Source organism: Jeotgalibaca arthritidis, from assembly GCF_011100465.1.
In the GTDB taxonomy this organism is placed as follows: domain Bacteria; phylum Bacillota; class Bacilli; order Lactobacillales; family Aerococcaceae; genus Jeotgalibaca; species Jeotgalibaca arthritidis.
The window spans coordinates 2,135,318-2,152,701 of the sequence record NZ_CP049740.1; the positions used below are offsets into that span (position 1 = coordinate 2,135,318).

Here is a 17,384-nt window from a genome sequence, read left to right on the forward strand (position 1 = left end):
ATATAATTTTGGTTACTTATTTTCTGTATTATAGTAGTTGAGCTCGTATTCTAATTCATTAACATATACGGGTAATTCTAGACTAAGAAGAACATCTCTACATTTTATTTGCGTAAGTGTATCATGTTCTATCATATTCTTCAGTAATCGTTGCAGCTAATCCATCAATTTGGCGACGCATATCTGTTTTTCCGCAGACAATGAAGATATTTTCTACTTGAGTAAAATCAATGAGCTTCATTAATTGACATCTCCGTGAGGAGAATTTTCAATGTCGATTGTTTAATCCCCTCATATATAAGTAGCTCGGTCTGACTGCTTTTTAAATGTGCTACTAACTTCTGTGGCAAGGACTTTTCAACGGTTCGACGATTATTTTGATCATTCTGCAAGATTACAGGTACGATAGACTGTTTATTTTTTTCCAAATTAAAAACCTCCTGATTACTTAATATATCTTAAGTTTAACCGGAGAACGTCAGGAATCACAGGTACCTAGCTATTTATCGCTTACAAATAAAAAACGGTTTGGGATTTTTCCCAAACCGTTTTTCTTTTATACATAAAGTAAAATACAGAAGTAATGGAAGGCAGCGCCCGCTAATACAAACAAATGCCAAATGACATGCATGATACCATATTTTTTATTAGCATAGAAAATGGTTCCTAAGCTATAGCTTAAACCACCTAATATTAATAAAATCAAGCCGTTGGTACCTAAATGTTGGTAAATAGGACCGATAAGGAAAATAGCTAACCATCCCATGACTAAATACAAAATGGTTGAAATCCCATTAAATTTCCCAACAAAGAAGATTTTTAAGATGACACCGACAATTGCAATTGACCAAATCGTTGCAAATAAAAATGTTGAAGCCGTTCCTTTTAAAGCGATTAAAGCAAAGGGTGTATAGCTCCCAGCAATCAGCAAATAGATAGCTGCATGGTCAATATAACGGAATACCTTGTAGTAACTTGTGAAACTAAAGCTATGGTATAAGGTAGATGAAAGAAAAAGTAAAATCATTGAAATACCATAAATCAGATAAGCTGAAAAATGAACCGTATTTTGTGCGTCGAGTCCTTTCATAATTAAGAAGACAAGTGCTGCGATACTTAGAAGCGTTCCAATCCCATGTGTCACGGCATTTAGAACTTCCATTAGTATCTCTTTTGATTTTTTCATTTGAATGTCTGTTGTCATAGTAACCCTCCCTTAAGTCGAACAATTACAAGTTAATCTAATGACAGTATAGCATAAAAAGTGGTAAAATTATGAAATATAAGGCTTCGTGACTATTAAAAATATGTAAAGGAGGATTCAAGTGGAAAAAGGTCAAAAAGATAGACAAAATGGATGGAAATGGGCATTTTTGATTTTAGTAACACTAAATCTACTGCTGATCATCAGTTTATCAGTCAGTTTGTTTTCCAATTCTAAAACAACAACCGATCAATCAGTTGAACAAACGGGTCCAGTATCGCCGACTTCTGACCAATTGCAGGCAACGGTCATTTTGGGTAATACAGATATAGAAACATTGCTATCACAGGCATTAATCGCTAGTCAAAATGAGAGTATCTCATCGGTAAGTGTCGCTGAAATGATTAGCATGACCGGTCAATTAAGTGTGCTGGGTTTTCCAGTCGACTATGTTGTTGAAGCAGAGCCCTTTCCAATGGAAGATGGTAATCTACAATTGAAGGTGAACAGTATACAGCTAGGTAACTTATCTTTACCGATCAAGCAAACGATGGCAATTATGGCCAATCAATTTCAATCAGATTTACCATTAGATGTGAATCCTGATGACCAATATTTGATTGTTCGATTAGATCAACTCGTTTCGGAGCAAGTTGATCAAATAAAAGTTCTTCAAATCGACAAAGATAATAAAGAATATACAATTCAACTCACTATCTCTAAGCAAAATTTGCTACAATAGGGAAAAGGTCTTTGCAATGAAGAGACAAGGATAAAAGAGGTGGATAATTTGGATCAACAATTTTTTCAATTTGCAATGACTTATAGAGATCCCTATAAAAAGGATGCTTTAACAGCTTTTGCTAACCTGTTAGAAGCAGATAGCGGATTTCCACGATCACATTCCAATTATGCTGACTTAGCCGATTATTTGGAATTGAGCGGTGAATACACAGAATTTATGGATACATTTGATGAAATGTACCAAGAGTATATCGAAAGAAAAGAGCAAGCCAATAAAACAACAATGAAAAGTGAGGAATTTTAATCATGAGTGTACATATTTCAGCTAAAGTAGGAGAAATTGCAGAAACAGTTTTATTACCAGGAGATCCATTACGTGCAAAATACATTGCAGAAACATATTTAGAAGATGTTGTTCAATACAACTCTGTCCGTAATATGTTTGGTTACACAGGAACATACAAAGGGAAACGCGTGTCTGTTCAAGGAACTGGTATGGGATTACCGTCTATTATGATTTATGCCAACGAATTAATTACAGAATATGGTGTGAAAAACTTAATTCGTGTAGGTTCTGCTGGTTCTATTCAAGAAGATGTTCATGTTCGTGATATCGTCTTAGCTCAAGGTGCAACAACAGATTCTAGCGTTATTCAAAATATTTTCCATAATCAAGTAAGCTTTGCGCCAATTGCAAACTTTAACTTGCTTCACGATGCGTACCAAGTTGCTAAAGAAAAAAATCTTAACGTTCATGTTGGAAATGTTCTATCATCTGACCGTTTCTACAACGCAGAATTAGATAAAAAGAAATTAGCTGACTACGGTGTTTTAGCAGTTGAAATGGAAGCAGCAGGCTTATACATGTTAGGTGCACAACACCACGTTAACACATTAGCGATCTTAACAATTAGTGATCACATTTTAACAGGTGAAGAAACAACATCAGAAGAAAGAGAAACAACATTCAACGATATGATGTTAGTTGCGCTTGAAAGTGTCTTAAAATAAGCGATTCGAAGACCAGCTGGAGGTGACCCTTGTTAGATGAATGAAGAAAAGGAAAAAAGAAAAGTACAACCAAGAAATAAAAAGAAACGAATAGGGGTAAAACTCCCTGTTTATTTTATATCACTGATTCTTGTTGCTGTTATAGCAGTTGTAACAACTTGGTTTTTTGTTGGAGATAAAGAGACCGATAGTCATCCTTTAAGCGGACTGACTGGCAGTCAAAACTCAAGCATTAATGCGATACCAGGTTCTGATAATCTACAAGCTGTTTATGAACTGATTTCTCAATACCATATTAATGAAGTCGACAGCGAAACGCTCTTAAATGGTGCCCTAAAGGGAATGGTTGATGCAGTCGGTGATCCTTACAGTCAATTTCTAGATGTAGATGAAAGTGATACTCTGGATGAGAGTATCTCTGCATCCTTCGAAGGGATTGGAGCTGAAATTACTAGCTTAAATGATCAAATTGTTATTGTTTCACCGATTAAAGGAGCACCTGCTGAGGCAGCAGGCTTGTTACCCAATGATATTGTTTTAAGTGCAGATGGCACCTCCCTAGCAGGGATGACAACCACTGAAGCGGTCAACCTGATTCGTGGTGAAAAGGGAACAGCTGTCACATTAGAAATTCAAAGGGGAAGCCAAACCTTTACAGTCGATATTGTCCGTGACACTATTCCAATTGAAACAGTCGCCTATGAACAACTTGAAGATGATCCAACTATTGGCATCGTCAGTGTCTTTAGCTTTTCTCGTCCAACCTATGATGAAATGGTTTCAGCTGTTACTGAGTTGAGAAATCAAGGGGTTGAAAAATTTATTTTTGATTTCAGACAAAATCCAGGTGGCTTGTTAGATCAAGCTATTAAAATTGGAAATATGTTCGTTGAAGACGGAGCCGTTCTCGTTCAAACGGAAGAACGTGGCATTGAACCACAAAAAGTGTTAGCAAGCGATAAAGAGTACGGTGATTTCCAAATTACAGAGCCATCCGTCATGCTGATTGATGAAGGCAGCGCTAGTGCGTCTGAAATTTTAGCCGGTGTTTTACAAGAAGCAGCGGGTATTCCATTAGTGGGTGTCACGTCATTTGGTAAAGGGACCGTTCAATCCATTTACCCATTAAGTCAAGACAATGAATTAAAATTAACCGTTGCGAAATGGTTAACCCCAAATGGCAATTGGATTCATGATGAAGGGATTCAACCTGACTTTGAAGTAGAATTACCCGATTTTGCCTTTTTAACCTTGATTGACTTTACGCAAACATATGAAATTGGTGAAGTATCAAGTGCTGTTTTAAATCTTGAAAAAATGTTAGCGGCTGTTGGCTTTGAAGTTACTGCTGATGGTTACTTTGATGAAGAAACATTCGTTGCGATTAAGGATTTCCAAATGAGTGTTGACTTAGAAGTAACGGGTGAATTAACAGAAGAAACAGGCGGAAAATTGATTGAAAAATTAAGAGAAGTCATTGCTGAAAATGATACGCAAGTTAAAAAAGCGATTGACGTGTTAAGGGATATGAGTGAATAGATGGAAATAGAGCGTTCAAAAACAAAAAAAATAACTGACTTCTTGCGATTGTTATTACTTTCGTTAGCTGTTGCCGTTTTTATACGCTATTTTGTTTTCATTCCGGTTAAGGTGGAAGGCAGTTCTATGTCACCTACTTTGGAACATAATACGCATATTGTTTATGAGCCCTTTACGACATTGGAGCGATTCGATATTATTTTGTTCCATGATAGTCAAGGCGAAGCCTTTATTAAGCGTATTGTTGGCTTACCTGGTGAACGTCTTCGTTATGAAGACGATCAACTCTATATTAATGATGAGCCAATTGATGAGCCATTTCTCGACCTAGAAAATGAAGAGAATCAAGTCGATACTGCGGACTTTACACTGGAATCGTTAACAGGTTTAGAGGTTATCCCTGAAGGGAATTACTATGTTTTGGGTGACAATCGATCACGTAGCAAAGACAGCCGAATGTTTGGTTTTGTTCCGAAAGTGTCGATTGAAGGGAAAGCAAGATTGGTTATTTATCCTTTTGATAAAATAGCCATTCTTCCGTAGTATTCTTTTTAAACCGTCGAACGAAAAGGAGCCATGATGATGAATAAACAAACAGAAAAACAATGGAAAAATAAAAAATCGGCAGCTTCTAAGTCGACTGGTAGTTTTTTCAAAGAAGTCCTAAACATCTTATTTTCGGTTGCGATTGCTTATATCTTGTTTTTATTGATACGAGCGTATTTGTTTTTCCCATTACAAGTTGTGGGACCGTCTATGTATCCGACTTTGCAAGACGGCGACCGTTTGATTTTAAATCGTTTGGGCTCAATTGACCGTTTTGATGTCGTTGTTTTTCCTGCTCCTGATCCAGAAGGGGCTAAAGAGAACGAAGAATATGTCAAACGGATTATTGGTATGCCAGGAGATGAGATCGTCTATCTTGACGATTTGTTGTATGTGAATGGCGAAGCAGTAGAAGAACACTACTTAGAAAGCTTGCAAGCTGAAAAAGAAGATAGTACGTTAACGCCGGACTTTACCTTGATGGATATACCTGAGAGTGATAGCTATCAAGTACCAGAAGGCATGTATTTCGTTATGGGAGACAATCGATCACGTAGCAAAGACAGTCGCGTATTTGGATTTGTTTCAGAAGAGCTGATTGAAGGAACAACCAGTTTAAGAATTTGGCCATTAAATCGGGCTGGCTTTCTTGAAAAAAATGAATAGAGCATCACCTCTAACAAGAGAAGTTGAGATTACAGTATCTCAACTTCTTTTTTTAAAAGAAAAAAGAATAATTTTTTTCTAAAGCCAACTATGTTATGATAGTAAGGCATTTGATAGCGTAAAAAGCTGTGAGACAATGAAATAAGGAAGTGTATAAATATGGTTATTCAATGGTTTCCAGGACATATGGCGAAAGCCAAGCGTGAAGCAATTGAGAATAGAAATATGGTGGATATTGTTATTGAACTTGTTGATGCAAGAATCCCAGAGTCTAGTTCGAATCCATTGATAGATGAGATTGTCGGTCACAAACCACGTTTAATTATTTTGAATAAATTAGATTTAGCTGACCAAAGTAAAACAGAAAAATGGTTACAATATTATAATAAAAAGAATGAAAATCAAAAAGCCATCGCTGTTAACGTATTTAATCAAAATGATATTAAATATGTTAAAAAAGTTCTTCAAGAAATGATGGCAGAAAAACACAAAGTCTGGGTATCAAAAGGAATGAAACCCCGTGCGACACGTTTAATGGTACTCGGTATTCCTAACGTAGGTAAGTCGACTTTTATTAATCAAATGATTAAGAAAAATCGTGCCAAAGCATCCAATAAACCAGGTGTAACCAAACACCAACAATGGTTGAAAATTGGAAATGAATTTGAATTATTAGATACACCTGGTATCCTATGGCATAAGTTTGAAGACCCTCAAACGGGTGTTCACTTAGCACTAACCGGTGCGATTAAAGATGCGCTCTTCCATAAAGATGACATTGCTATGTACGCTTTAAAATTCTTTAAGACAGAGTACCCTGGTCGTATCCAATCCTACTACCATTTGAACGAAGATGTTACTGATGAGGAATTGCCAGACTTTTTAATGGCCTTAACAAAGAAATTAAACTTTGGTGACGACTATGATCGTGCCAGCGAAAAGTTGATTTTTGATATTCGTGATGGGAAATTAGGGACATATACACTTGACCCGGTTCCTCAAGACCCGACTGTTGAAGTGGAGTTAGACTAATGGAGAAGCGACCAACTATACAAGCGCTCAAAGAACAGTTGTTACAGATAACAGATCCTAGTGATGAACGTCTATTGGCTATTGCCAAAGATGAACGAAAAGGTATTCAGACTGCTTTAAAGCAATGGCATAGTCGCTATGAAAAGGGTCAGCAATTACTTACTCATCGCGAGAAAATGTTGACATACGAAAGACAATTAATGACAGAAGGCTATCATATTATTGCGGGCATTGATGAAGTGGGACGTGGCCCTCTAGCAGGTCCAATTGTTGCGGCGGCAGTTATTTTACCATCTGATATGCCTGCGCTACCGATTAATGATTCAAAAAAACTATCGGAAAGTAATCGAAACCTATTGTCGAAAGAAATATGGGAATGTGCTAAAGTCGGAATAGGTGTCGTTGACAACCAACAAATCGATGAGTTAAATATTTATCAAGCAACCAAACTAGCCATGAAACAAGCGGTGGGAGCGTTGGGTATTCAACCAGATGCTTTATTAATCGATGCGATGACGTTAGATCTGCCATTTAAGCAAGAGTCACTCATTAAAGGGGACACCAAGTCTTATTCGATTGCTGCTGCTAGTATTGTAGCAAAAGTTTATCGCGATAGTCTGATGAAGGACTATGCTAAAGTCTATCCACATTATGGTTTTGAGAAGAATGCTGGTTATGGGACAAAGACTCATTTAGAAGGGTTAGACCAATATGGTGTAACGCCAATTCATCGTAGAAGTTTTGAACCAATCAAATCAATGACACAAAAAATGAAATAAAAAAACGCAAAAGCCTCTTTTTGTTCTATTTATATATAGAGACATATATAAGGAGGCTTTTTTATGCTAAAATCTGACCTAAGAGACTTGCTTATCCAATTGGCTATTATGGGCGAGTTATCTGCTAAAGAAATGAATGTAATCGCTAACACGACTGACGAAGGCGAACGACATTATTTATTGCAAGTAATGGATAGTCGAATTGTAGGGGGAAAGTGTGACACTGCATATGAAAAAGTTCTAAAAGATTATCAGTCAGCAAACATTCAATTTTCTACTATTATTGATGAGGATTACCCACCATCCTTGAAAGAAATTCATTCACCACCGGTTGTTCTTTTTTACAAAGGAGACTGGAAATTGACAAAGCGTAGACGATTGGCTATCGTAGGTAGTCGAAGAGCATCTGCTTATGGTGAACAGGTTTTGGCTGTTCTATTACCAGCCTTAGTTTCAAAAAATGTGACGATTGTTAGTGGATTAGCTGCTGGAATTGACCAATATGCTCATCAACAAACGATTCGTTTGAAAGGTGACACAATCGCGGTTATCGGAACGGGGTTGGATGTTTACTACCCTTCTCAGAATCAACATTTACAACAACACATGCTAGACAAGCAATTGGTGATTAGTGAATACCCACTCGGTAAAAAGCCACACCGTTCTCATTTCCCAATGAGGAATCGCATCATAGCCGGATTGTGTCAAGGTACGCTTGTGGTAGAAGCAAAAGAACGCTCTGGAAGTTTGATAACGGCAAATTTAGCCTTACAGGAAAATAGAGAAGTGTTTGCAGTGCCTGGCAGTATTTTAACAGCAGCCAGTAGTGGCACCAATCACTTGATTCGTTCAGGAGCCAAACTAGTGATGACTGCCGATGATATTCTCGAAGAAATGACACATTTGTGGCAATTATAAGTTTTTTTTGATAAATAAAAATAAAATAAATTTGACAAAGTGATGTATAGTAGCATAAGATGATTTACGATTTTAGTTCGATCCATTGCAATCGAATAAAAAGAGAGAAAGGGGTTTTCCTTTGGCATATAAATACTTGGTGATTGTTGAATCCCCAACCAAAGCAAAAACAATTGAAAAATATCTTGGACGTAATTATAAGGTTGTCGCAAGTAAGGGACACCTCCGTGATTTGCCGAAAAGTCGTATGGCAATTGACTATGATAATGACTATAAACCCGATTACATTTCCATACGAGGAAAAGGACCCATTATTAAAGAATTAAAGAAATATGCAAAAAACGCTGAAAAAATATTTCTCGCGTCTGACCCGGATAGAGAGGGAGAGGCAATTGCTTGGCATTTGTCATATTTACTAGGACTAGACCCATCCGATAATATCCGTGTTATTTATAATGAAATAACAAAAACATCTGTAAAAGAAGCGATTAAAAACCCACGCCCCATTGACATGGACTTAGTAGATGCCCAACAAGCGAGACGTGTTCTTGACCGACTAGTTGGTTATTCTATCTCGCCTTTATTATGGAAGAAAGTGAAAAAAGGATTGAGTGCGGGACGTGTTCAGTCGGTTGCTTTGAAGTTAATTATTGATAGAGAAGACGAAATTAATGCCTTTAAACCAGTAGAGTCATGGACTTTAGATGGTACCTTCCAAAAGGATCGTAAGATCTTTGAAGCGGCCTTTTATGGTAAGGCAAATAAGAAGCTCGTTTTAAACAATGAAGAAGAAGCAAAAGCAATTCTTGCAGATTTAAAAGGTAATGAGTTCTTAGTCAGCGATGTCGTTAAGAAAGAACAAAAGAGAAACCCAACCGCACCGTTTACAACATCAAGCTTGCAACAAGAAGCGGGTAATAAATTAAACTTTAGAACGCGTAAAACAATGATGGTTGCGCAACAGCTTTATGAAGGGATTTCAATCGGTAAGGAAGGATCGGTTGGTTTAATCACTTATATGCGTACCGATTCAACCCGTATTGCAGACAGCGCTGTAAGTGAAGCTCATGATTTTATTGTGAAAGAATACGGCAGTGAGTATGCACGAAACAATCCGCGTAAAGATAAAACGTCAAGCTCAGCACAAGATGCTCATGAGGCAATTAGACCGTCAAGTGCCCTTCGTAAACCAGAAGATATCGAGCAGTATTTGACGAAGGATCAGTTCAAACTGTATCAATTAATTTGGTCACGTTTTGTAGCGAGTCAAATGACTGCAGCGATTTTTGATACGATGCGTGTTGATTTAACAAATGGTGACATTATTTTCCGTGCGAATGGATCGAAAGAGAAATTCCCAGGTTTCCGTAAAGTTTATGTTGATAGCAAGAAAAAGGATAATATGCTTCCAGATCTTGAAGTAGGCGATAAAGTCTTTTCGAAAGACATTATTCCAAACCAACACTTTACACAACCACCTGCCCGTTATTCAGAAGCAACATTAATTCGCGCGCTTGAAGAAAATGGTGTGGGTCGTCCATCAACCTACTCACCGACTATTGAAACCATCCAAAGACGCTATTACGTGAAATTGAACGCTAAACGTTTTGAGCCAACAGAGCTTGGAACGATTGTTCACCAAGTCGTTAATGAGTTTTTCCCTGATATCGTTAACGTTTCCTTTACGGCAGAAATGGAGAAAGATTTAGACAGCGTTGAAGAAGGTAAAATCGAATGGGTAACTGTTATTGACCAATTCTTTAAGCCTTTTAAAGAAGATGTTACAAAAGCTGAAGCTGAAATGGAAAAAATCGAAATTAAAGATGAACCAGCAGGGTTTGATTGTGAGTTGTGTGGTCATCCAATGGTCATCAAACTAGGTAAGTTTGGTAAATTCTATGCATGTAGTAATTTCCCTGATTGCCGAAATACGAAAGCCATCGTGAAGAAAATCAATGTGACGTGTCCATTGTGTAAAGAAGGCGACGTTATTGAACGTAAATCTAAGAAAAAACGTATTTTTTATGGTTGCGATCGTTACCCAGAATGTGAATTTGTCTCATGGGATAAGCCAGTCGGTAGAGATTGTCCGAAATGCGAGCATTATTTAGTTGAGAAAAAAGTTAGAGGCGGCATGCAAGTCAAATGTAGCCACTGTGACTACGAAGAAAGCCTGCAAAAATAAGGCTGAAGAGTTAATAATCTTTTAAACTTAAAACTGAACAATTGAAATCTCTCCAGCCTTATGATATTTTTAACGTAAGTTGCTGGAGGGATTTTTTTGAAATCAAACAATTATTTAATAGAAGGGTTTATTCATTATTTAGCGATTGAACGTCGCTATTCTGATGAAACAGTAAAAGCCTATTTACAAGATTTGAAGAAATTTGAAAGTTTTTTAGCAGAAAGTGGCACAGCCTCGTTTCTCGATGTCCGTTTGTTTGACTTGCGGACCTTTTTGAGTTTTCTAGATGAAGAAGCGTTGAGTAGGAACACCATATCACGTATCCTATCGAGTTTAAGAGGTTTTTATGGCTATTTATTACGTGAAAAGCATGTCGACGAAAATCCTGTTTCGACCATTAGTTTTAAAAATAGGTCTTTACGGCTTCCTAAATATTTATATGATGAAGAATTAGAAAAATTATTTGAGACAGCAAAAGGAACAGAAGCGCTAGATTACCGAAATGTGGCGATTTTAGAACTGCTCTATGCGACTGGGATTCGTGTGAGCGAGTGCCGAACAATTCAAATCAGTGATATTGATTTTACACTAGGCGTCGTTTTAGTAGTCGGTAAAGGGAACAAAGAGCGTTACGTGCCGTTTGGACAATTTGCCCTAACTGCTTTGGAAGATTACCTTGAAAAGGGACGTCAGCCACTCATGGCGAAATTTAATAAGCAACATGATACGCTTTTTATTAACCGTTTAGGTGATCCGCTTACATCAACAGGCATTGAACATATTTTAAATACAATTATGAAAAAAACTGGCATGACTGGTCATTTGCATCCTCATATGCTGCGCCATACCTTTGCAACGGATATGTTGAATGGTGGGGCAGATATGCGGACCGTTCAAGAGTTACTCGGTCATTCCAGCTTATCATCGACACAAATATATACACATGTAACCAAGGATGTTTTGCAACAGAATTATCGTGCTTACCATCCACGCGCAAAACGAAAGAATAGAGGAGAATCATAATGACAACAATCTGTGCTGTACAACATAATGGGAAATCTGCAATGGCTGGTGATGGCCAAGTCACAATGGGTGAGCAAGTGATTATGAAAGGCTCTGCTCGTAAAATTCGTCGTATTTATAATGATGAAGTTATTGTTGGTTTTGCAGGAGGCGTTGCTGATGCCTTTACGCTTGAAGATCGGTTTGAAGAGAAATTAAAGCAACACAAAGGCAATCTTCTTCGTGCATCTATCGAAGTTGCTAAGTTTTGGAGAGGCGACCGCGCCCTACAAAAGTTAGAAGCCTTGTTGATTGTGATGAATAAAGATGAAATGTATTTAGTATCAGGAAGTGGCGAAGTTATTGAACCAGATGATGGGATTTTAACAATCGGATCAGGTGGCAATTTTGCTTTGGCAGCTGCACGCGCTTTAAAACGAAATAGTACGAATTTAACTGCTAAAGAGATGGTGCAGCAAAGCCTACAAATTGCGTCTGAAATCTGTGTTTATACGAACGATAATATTATTGTTGATGAATTCGCCTAAGAGGAGAGAATAATGTTGAAAACGAAAACGAATTTAACACCACGTCAAGTATTAACTGAACTAGACCGCTATATTATTGGTCAAAATGAAGCCAAGAAAGCCGTAGCAGTAGCGCTTCGTAATCGTTACCGCCGTATGATGTTGGATGAAGAAATGCAACAAGAAGTCACACCAAAAAATATTTTAATGATTGGACCAACAGGTGTTGGTAAAACAGAAATTGCTCGCCGCTTAGCGAATTTAGTTCATGCACCCTTTGTAAAAGTGGAGGCAACTAAGTTTACCGAAGTCGGTTATGTCGGTCGTGATGTCGAATCAATGGTTAGAGACCTAGTTGAAAATGCTATGGCTCTTGTAGAAGAAGAAAAACGAAGTGATGTTTATAGTAAAGCCTACGAAAAAGCCCTACAACGACTAGCTAAGGCATTGAAACCAGGTATAAAAAAGAAGAAACCAGCTGATAGCAATGGTTTCCAAAACATGTTCCAACAATTCGGCTTGCCAGCAATGGATAATGCTAGTGAAGAAGAGGCAGAAGAAGTGACTGCTGAAATTTCATCGGCTAGAGCGGATATTGTTGAGCAATTGCGTAAAGGTGTACTAGATAACCGCGAAGTGACTATTCAAGTAGAAGAAAAGTCGTCTAGCCCACTCGGTACAATGGGTGGTAATGAGCAAATGATGATGCTGCAGTCTGCACTAGAATCGATGACTCCTAAACGCAAAACAAAGCGCACGATGAAAGTGAAGGACGCCATAACTATCTGTGTAGATGAAGAAACTGATAAACTAATTGATAAAAATGATATTGCAATGGAAGCTTTAAAACTTGCAGAAGAAAATGGGATTATTTTTATTGATGAAATTGATAAAATCACATCAAAGTCTGACCAAGGTGGACAAGTATCTCGTGAAGGTGTTCAACGTGATATTCTACCAATCGTTGAAGGGTCACAAGTTGCAACGAAATATGGTAATATTAAAACCGACCATATTCTCTTTATTGCTTCTGGTGCTTTTCACGTATCTAAGCCGAGCGATTTAATTCCAGAGTTGCAAGGCCGTTTTCCAATCCGCGTTGAGTTAGATGATTTAACTGAGGAAGATTTTGTCCGTATTTTAACAGAACCTAACAACGCACTCTTAAAGCAATATAAGGCATTGTTAGAAACAGAAGAAGTAGTGGTGACCTTTACAAAAGAATCCATTGAGCGGATTGCGGCTAATGCGGCTGAGATGAACGATGAGACAGATAATATTGGGGCAAGACGTTTGCATACCATTTTAGAAAAACTATTAGAGGATTTGCTATTCGAGTCCCCAGATATGCCTGGTCAACAAATAACCATAACGGCTGAATATGTGGATGAAAAAATATCCCATATTATTCAAGATGATGATTTAAGACGTTATATACTGTGAGGTAAGAAATGGAAGAGTTATTAGAAAGGTTACGAACGATTAATCGTTTACTTCAAAAAGGTGACGGATTTGTAACAACAAAAGCAGTAAGCGAAGAAGAGAGCAACTTGCCTTTCTTAGAGATGACAGAACATTTAGCAGATATTTTAGGTGCTAATGCCTATTTAATTGACGTTGAGGGGACTTTGTTAGGCTTTAGTGAAGCGATTAATATCAATAACGAGCGTGTGAAGCAGATGCTGATTGATAAAAAGTTTCCTAGCAACTACTCAAAGGAATTAAACAAGTTGAAATATACGACAGCTAATATTGGGATTGAATCGAGTATGACGGCTTTTCCAATTGAAACACGAGATATTTTCGTGACAGGCTTAACGACTATTGTTCCTATTTTCGCAGCAGGGCAACGATTGGGTAGTTTAATCTTTGCACGGCTAAATGATCCCTTTGGTAATGGCGATTTGATTCTAGCTGAACATAGCGCAACGGTTATTGGTATGGAGATGCTTCATTTAATTAATGTTCGAACCGATGAAGCTGCTCGTGCAGAGACGTCAGTAGCAATTGCGCTGCAGTCTTTGTCTTTTAGCGAGACTGAAGCAATTACGGAGATTTTTAAAACCATTGATGGTTTGGAAACACGTATCAATGCGTCTCAGCTAGCGGCTAAAAAGGAAATCACACGTTCAGTAATCGTGAATGCTTTAAGAAAATTAGAATCAGCTAGCATTTTAGAATCCAAATCACTGGGGATGAAGGGAACATATATTAGAGTCAGTTCACCTTTATTATTAACCATGATTAAAGAAAAATTAGCATAAAAAGAGAGCGGTGAAAGGGCAATTAGCCCCAACCGCTCTCTTTCTTTTATTTAGAATCCTTTTGCTTGTTGTAGCGTAGTCCGAATGGTACTAATGATTCTGTGCCATCTTTAATACGTTGTATATTTGCACGATGTCGGTAAATGATGTAAGACGTTAAGGAAATGGTCACTATAATTAACCAAATATCTCCCATGAAAAAGGAAATCACAACAGCTGTTAAACAAGCTGCCATACTAGCGAAACTTACCATACTTGATACAAATAAATAAATTAAAAAACTACTAATAGCTAGTGTGAAAAACAAAGGGTTGTAAGCGAGGATAATACCAGCGCTCGTTGCTACAGCTTTACCACCTCTAAAATTGACGAAAATTGGAATTGTATGACCCACAGATGCAATGACCCCTGTTAAAAGAGGGTGCAAGGATAAGCCAAACCAAATAGGAAGTAAGGTTGCTACAGACCCCTTTAATATATCCATGATTAACACAATGATGCCTGCTTTTGTTCCAAGCACTCGGAACGTATTGGTTGTTCCCATATTTCCACTGCCGTATTCGCGTACATCTTTGTGATAAAATAATTTTCCAATCCAAACACCAGACGGGATAGATCCTAATAAGTATGCTGCAATAATGGTAATCAGTGAAATCACTTAATTCACTCCTATAGTAAGAATAAAAATAATACCTTATTAGTTTACCATCTTTTTGTTTTGATTGATACTAAGTTTTTGCAACCGATTCCTAAAAAAAGTTGCGAAATGCCTTTAAAACAATCCTTTCAATGATATAATGATATGATTTTCCTTTTACAATTTAGTGCATTTACAGTATTATAATAGAATGGATGTTCGAATTCCGTAGAAGTAATAAAGGGGTTTAACTATGACACGAATGAAAAGCAACGAATATAATGATAATTCAATACAGGTTTTAGAAGGGCTGGATGCCGTTCGGAAAAGGCCAGGGATGTATATTGGATCTACGGATAGTCGTGGTTTGCATCACATGGTATATGAAATAGTCGACAATGCTGTCGATGAGGCTCTATCTGGTTTTGCAGATGAAATAGCTGTTACTATCCATGCTGATCAAAGCATCACTGTTAAGGATAACGGACGTGGGATGCCAACTGGTATGCATCAATCGGGAATACCAACGATTCAAGTTATTTTTACCGTCCTACATGCAGGTGGTAAATTTGGCCAAGCAGGTGGCTATAAAACATCTGGTGGCTTGCACGGTGTAGGTGCCAGTGTCGTTAATGGCCTCTCTGAATTCTTAGAAGTTAGCGTGACACGCGATAAAATGATTTATCATTTAAATTTTGAAAATGGCGGTAAACCAGCCGGAAAACTAAAAAAAGAAAAAACAACAGCTACTTCAAGTGGCTCATCTATTCATTTTTTACCAGACCGTGAGATTTTCGGATCAGCTCAACTATCTTATGATATTTTGGCAGAGCGGATGAGAGAATCTGCTTTCCTTTTAAAAGGCTTGAAGATTACCTTAACTGATGAACGTCATGATAAGAGTGAGGTTTTCTATTACGAAGAAGGAATCAGTGAATTTGTTGCCTACTTAAATGAAGAAAAAGACACCTTAACTAAGATTACAAGTTTTTCAGGAATTATTGAAGGTATTGAAGTGGAGTTTGCCTTCCAATATAACGATGGCTATTCGGAAACCATTTTATCTTTTGTTAATAATGTACGGACTAAAGATGGTGGAACCCACGAGATTGGTGCTAAGACAGGAATGACAAAAGCATTTAATGAATACGCCCGTAAAATTGCCTTGTTAAAAGAAAAAGATAAAAATTTAGAAGGCAGCGACGTTCGTGAAGGACTGACAGCTGTCTTAAGTTTGCGCGTTCCAGAAGAGATTCTACAGTTTGAAGGACAAACAAAAGAAAAACTAGGAACACCACAAGCTCGCCCAATCGTTGATAATTTAATTAATGAGAAGTTAAGTTTTTTCTTAATCGAGAACGGTGAAATTGGACAAATGCTCATTCGTAAATCATTAAAAGCGAGAGAAGCGCGTGACGCTGCTCGTAAGGCGCGAGAACTATCACGTAATGGTAAAAAGAAAAAGGGCGAATTACTTTTATCTGGCAAGCTAACACCTGCTCAAGGGAAAAATGCTAAGAAAAATGAATTGTACTTAGTCGAAGGGGATTCTGCTGGTGGATCTGCTAAACAGGGACGTGACCGTAAATTCCAAGCTATCTTACCGCTAAGAGGGAAGGTTATTAATACTGAGCGTGCCAGCATGCAGGATATTTTGAAAAACGAAGAAATCAGTACCATTATTCATACTGTGGGTGCTGGTGTTGGAACTGATTTTGAAGTCGCAGACAGTAATTACGATAAAGTCATTATTATGACCGATGCGGATACCGATGGGGCTCATATTCAAACCTTGCTATTAACATTCTTCTACCGTTACATGAAACCACTTCTAGAAGCCGGTAAAGTTTACTTAGCACAGCCACCATTATATAAGGTATCAAAAGGTAGTGGAAAAAAAGAAGTTATTGAATACGCTTGGACAGAAAAAGAGTTGGACGAAAAAATTAAAAAAGTTGGCAAAGGTTATATTTTGCAACGCTATAAAGGGCTCGGTGAGATGAACGCTGACCAATTGTGGGATACAACGATGAATCCAGAAACTCGTACACTTATTCGAGTTGTCATTGATGACAAAGCTCAGGTCGAGCGACGTGTGACGACCTTAATGGGTAATAAAGTAGAACCACGGCGTAAATGGATTGAAAGTCATGTCCAGTTTACACTGGAAGATGATAAAAGTATTCTAGAAGAAACAGAAAAAGACGAACGTTCAGAAGCAACTCAACAAGTAAAGAAACAAATCCGTCATGAAAAAACTCATACAGAAGCCGATGCATCGTTTGATGGTATCGACCAAACTGTCTTGGATATTGAAAGTGGTGAATAAG

The 17,384-nt window shown here is 37.7% G+C and carries 18 protein-coding genes; 15 read left to right on the forward strand and 3 right to left on the reverse strand.

Going from position 1 to position 17,384, the window contains the following annotated elements; genetic code table 11:
- Positions 1 to 227: 227 nt before the first annotated feature.
- The gene (locus tag G7057_RS10695) at positions 228 to 428 is read right to left on the reverse strand and encodes a hypothetical protein (protein ID WP_166163642.1); all 201 of its coding nucleotides are present in this window, start codon (positions 426 to 428) and stop codon (positions 228 to 230) included.
- 128 nt (positions 429 to 556) lie between these two features.
- A complete protein-coding gene (gene trhA, locus G7057_RS10700; protein ID WP_166163644.1) occupies positions 557 to 1,204 on the reverse strand; it encodes a PAQR family membrane homeostasis protein TrhA in 648 nt (215 codons plus the stop codon).
- 121 nt (positions 1,205 to 1,325) lie between these two features.
- Between trhA and G7057_RS10705 the strand changes: the two genes are divergently transcribed.
- The 14 genes from G7057_RS10705 (at position 1,326) to codY (ending at position 14,417) form a co-directional block, all read left to right on the forward strand.
- On the forward strand, positions 1,326 to 1,946 hold the full coding sequence (locus G7057_RS10705; protein WP_166163646.1) for a DUF2140 family protein: 621 nt from the start codon (positions 1,326 to 1,328) through the stop codon (positions 1,944 to 1,946).
- A gap of 48 nt (positions 1,947 to 1,994) precedes the next feature.
- Positions 1,995 to 2,252 carry a YozE family protein gene (locus tag G7057_RS10710; RefSeq protein ID WP_166163648.1) on the forward strand — a complete coding sequence of 86 codons (258 nt, stop codon included), beginning with the start codon at positions 1,995 to 1,997 and terminating at the stop codon, positions 2,250 to 2,252.
- A gap of 2 nt (positions 2,253 to 2,254) precedes the next feature.
- Entirely contained in the window at positions 2,255 to 2,959 is a 705-nt protein-coding gene (gene deoD, locus G7057_RS10715) for a purine-nucleoside phosphorylase (RefSeq protein WP_166163650.1), read from the forward strand.
- 36 nt (positions 2,960 to 2,995) lie between these two features.
- A complete protein-coding gene (locus tag G7057_RS10720; RefSeq protein ID WP_166163652.1) occupies positions 2,996 to 4,498 on the forward strand; it encodes a S41 family peptidase in 1,503 nt (500 codons plus the stop codon).
- Positions 4,499 to 5,041, forward strand: a complete 543-nt coding sequence (gene lepB, locus G7057_RS10725) for a signal peptidase I (protein WP_166163654.1) — start codon at positions 4,499 to 4,501, stop codon at positions 5,039 to 5,041.
- Between the two features lie 39 nt (positions 5,042 to 5,080).
- Positions 5,081 to 5,710 carry a signal peptidase I gene (gene lepB / locus G7057_RS10730; protein ID WP_227004599.1) on the forward strand — a complete coding sequence of 210 codons (630 nt, stop codon included), beginning with the start codon at positions 5,081 to 5,083 and terminating at the stop codon, positions 5,708 to 5,710.
- 159 nt (positions 5,711 to 5,869) lie between these two features.
- Entirely contained in the window at positions 5,870 to 6,742 is an 873-nt protein-coding gene (ylqF, locus tag G7057_RS10735) for a ribosome biogenesis GTPase YlqF (protein ID WP_166163656.1), read from the forward strand.
- On the forward strand, positions 6,742 to 7,521 hold the full coding sequence (locus tag G7057_RS10740; RefSeq protein WP_166163658.1) for a ribonuclease HII: 780 nt from the start codon (positions 6,742 to 6,744) through the stop codon (positions 7,519 to 7,521). Before ylqF ends, G7057_RS10740 begins: the two co-directional genes overlap by 1 nt.
- 63 nt (positions 7,522 to 7,584) lie before the next feature.
- Positions 7,585 to 8,439 (forward strand): DNA-processing protein DprA, encoded by an 855-nt coding sequence (gene dprA / locus G7057_RS10745; RefSeq protein ID WP_166163660.1) that lies wholly within the window; start codon positions 7,585 to 7,587, stop codon positions 8,437 to 8,439.
- A gap of 121 nt (positions 8,440 to 8,560) precedes the next feature.
- On the forward strand, positions 8,561 to 10,624 hold the full coding sequence (gene topA, locus G7057_RS10750; protein ID WP_166163662.1) for a type I DNA topoisomerase: 2,064 nt from the start codon (positions 8,561 to 8,563) through the stop codon (positions 10,622 to 10,624).
- Between the two features lie 96 nt (positions 10,625 to 10,720).
- Positions 10,721 to 11,647, forward strand: a complete 927-nt coding sequence (gene xerC / locus G7057_RS10755) for a tyrosine recombinase XerC (RefSeq protein WP_166163664.1) — start codon at positions 10,721 to 10,723, stop codon at positions 11,645 to 11,647.
- Positions 11,647 to 12,174 (forward strand): HslVU peptidase proteolytic subunit, encoded by a 528-nt coding sequence (gene hslV, locus G7057_RS10760; RefSeq protein WP_166163666.1) that lies wholly within the window; start codon positions 11,647 to 11,649, stop codon positions 12,172 to 12,174. The genes xerC and hslV overlap by 1 nt, the downstream gene beginning before the upstream one ends.
- Before the next feature lie 12 nt (positions 12,175 to 12,186).
- Complete coding sequence (gene hslU, locus G7057_RS10765) at positions 12,187 to 13,596, forward strand: ATP-dependent protease ATPase subunit HslU (RefSeq protein WP_166163668.1); 1,410 nt, start codon at positions 12,187 to 12,189, stop codon at positions 13,594 to 13,596.
- 8 nt (positions 13,597 to 13,604) lie between these two features.
- The gene (gene codY, locus G7057_RS10770) at positions 13,605 to 14,417 is read left to right on the forward strand and encodes a GTP-sensing pleiotropic transcriptional regulator CodY (RefSeq protein WP_166163670.1); all 813 of its coding nucleotides are present in this window, start codon (positions 13,605 to 13,607) and stop codon (positions 14,415 to 14,417) included.
- A gap of 46 nt (positions 14,418 to 14,463) precedes the next feature.
- Here codY and plsY read toward each other — a convergent pair whose 3' ends face one another.
- Positions 14,464 to 15,075, reverse strand: coding sequence for a glycerol-3-phosphate 1-O-acyltransferase PlsY (gene plsY, locus G7057_RS10775; RefSeq protein WP_166163672.1), 612 nt, complete (start codon positions 15,073 to 15,075; stop codon positions 14,464 to 14,466).
- Between the two features lie 232 nt (positions 15,076 to 15,307).
- Here plsY and parE point away from each other — a divergent pair, with 232 nt between their 5' ends.
- The gene (gene parE, locus G7057_RS10780; protein WP_166163674.1) at positions 15,308 to 17,383 is read left to right on the forward strand and encodes a DNA topoisomerase IV subunit B; all 2,076 of its coding nucleotides are present in this window, start codon (positions 15,308 to 15,310) and stop codon (positions 17,381 to 17,383) included.
- Position 17,384: the final 1 nt, after the last annotated feature.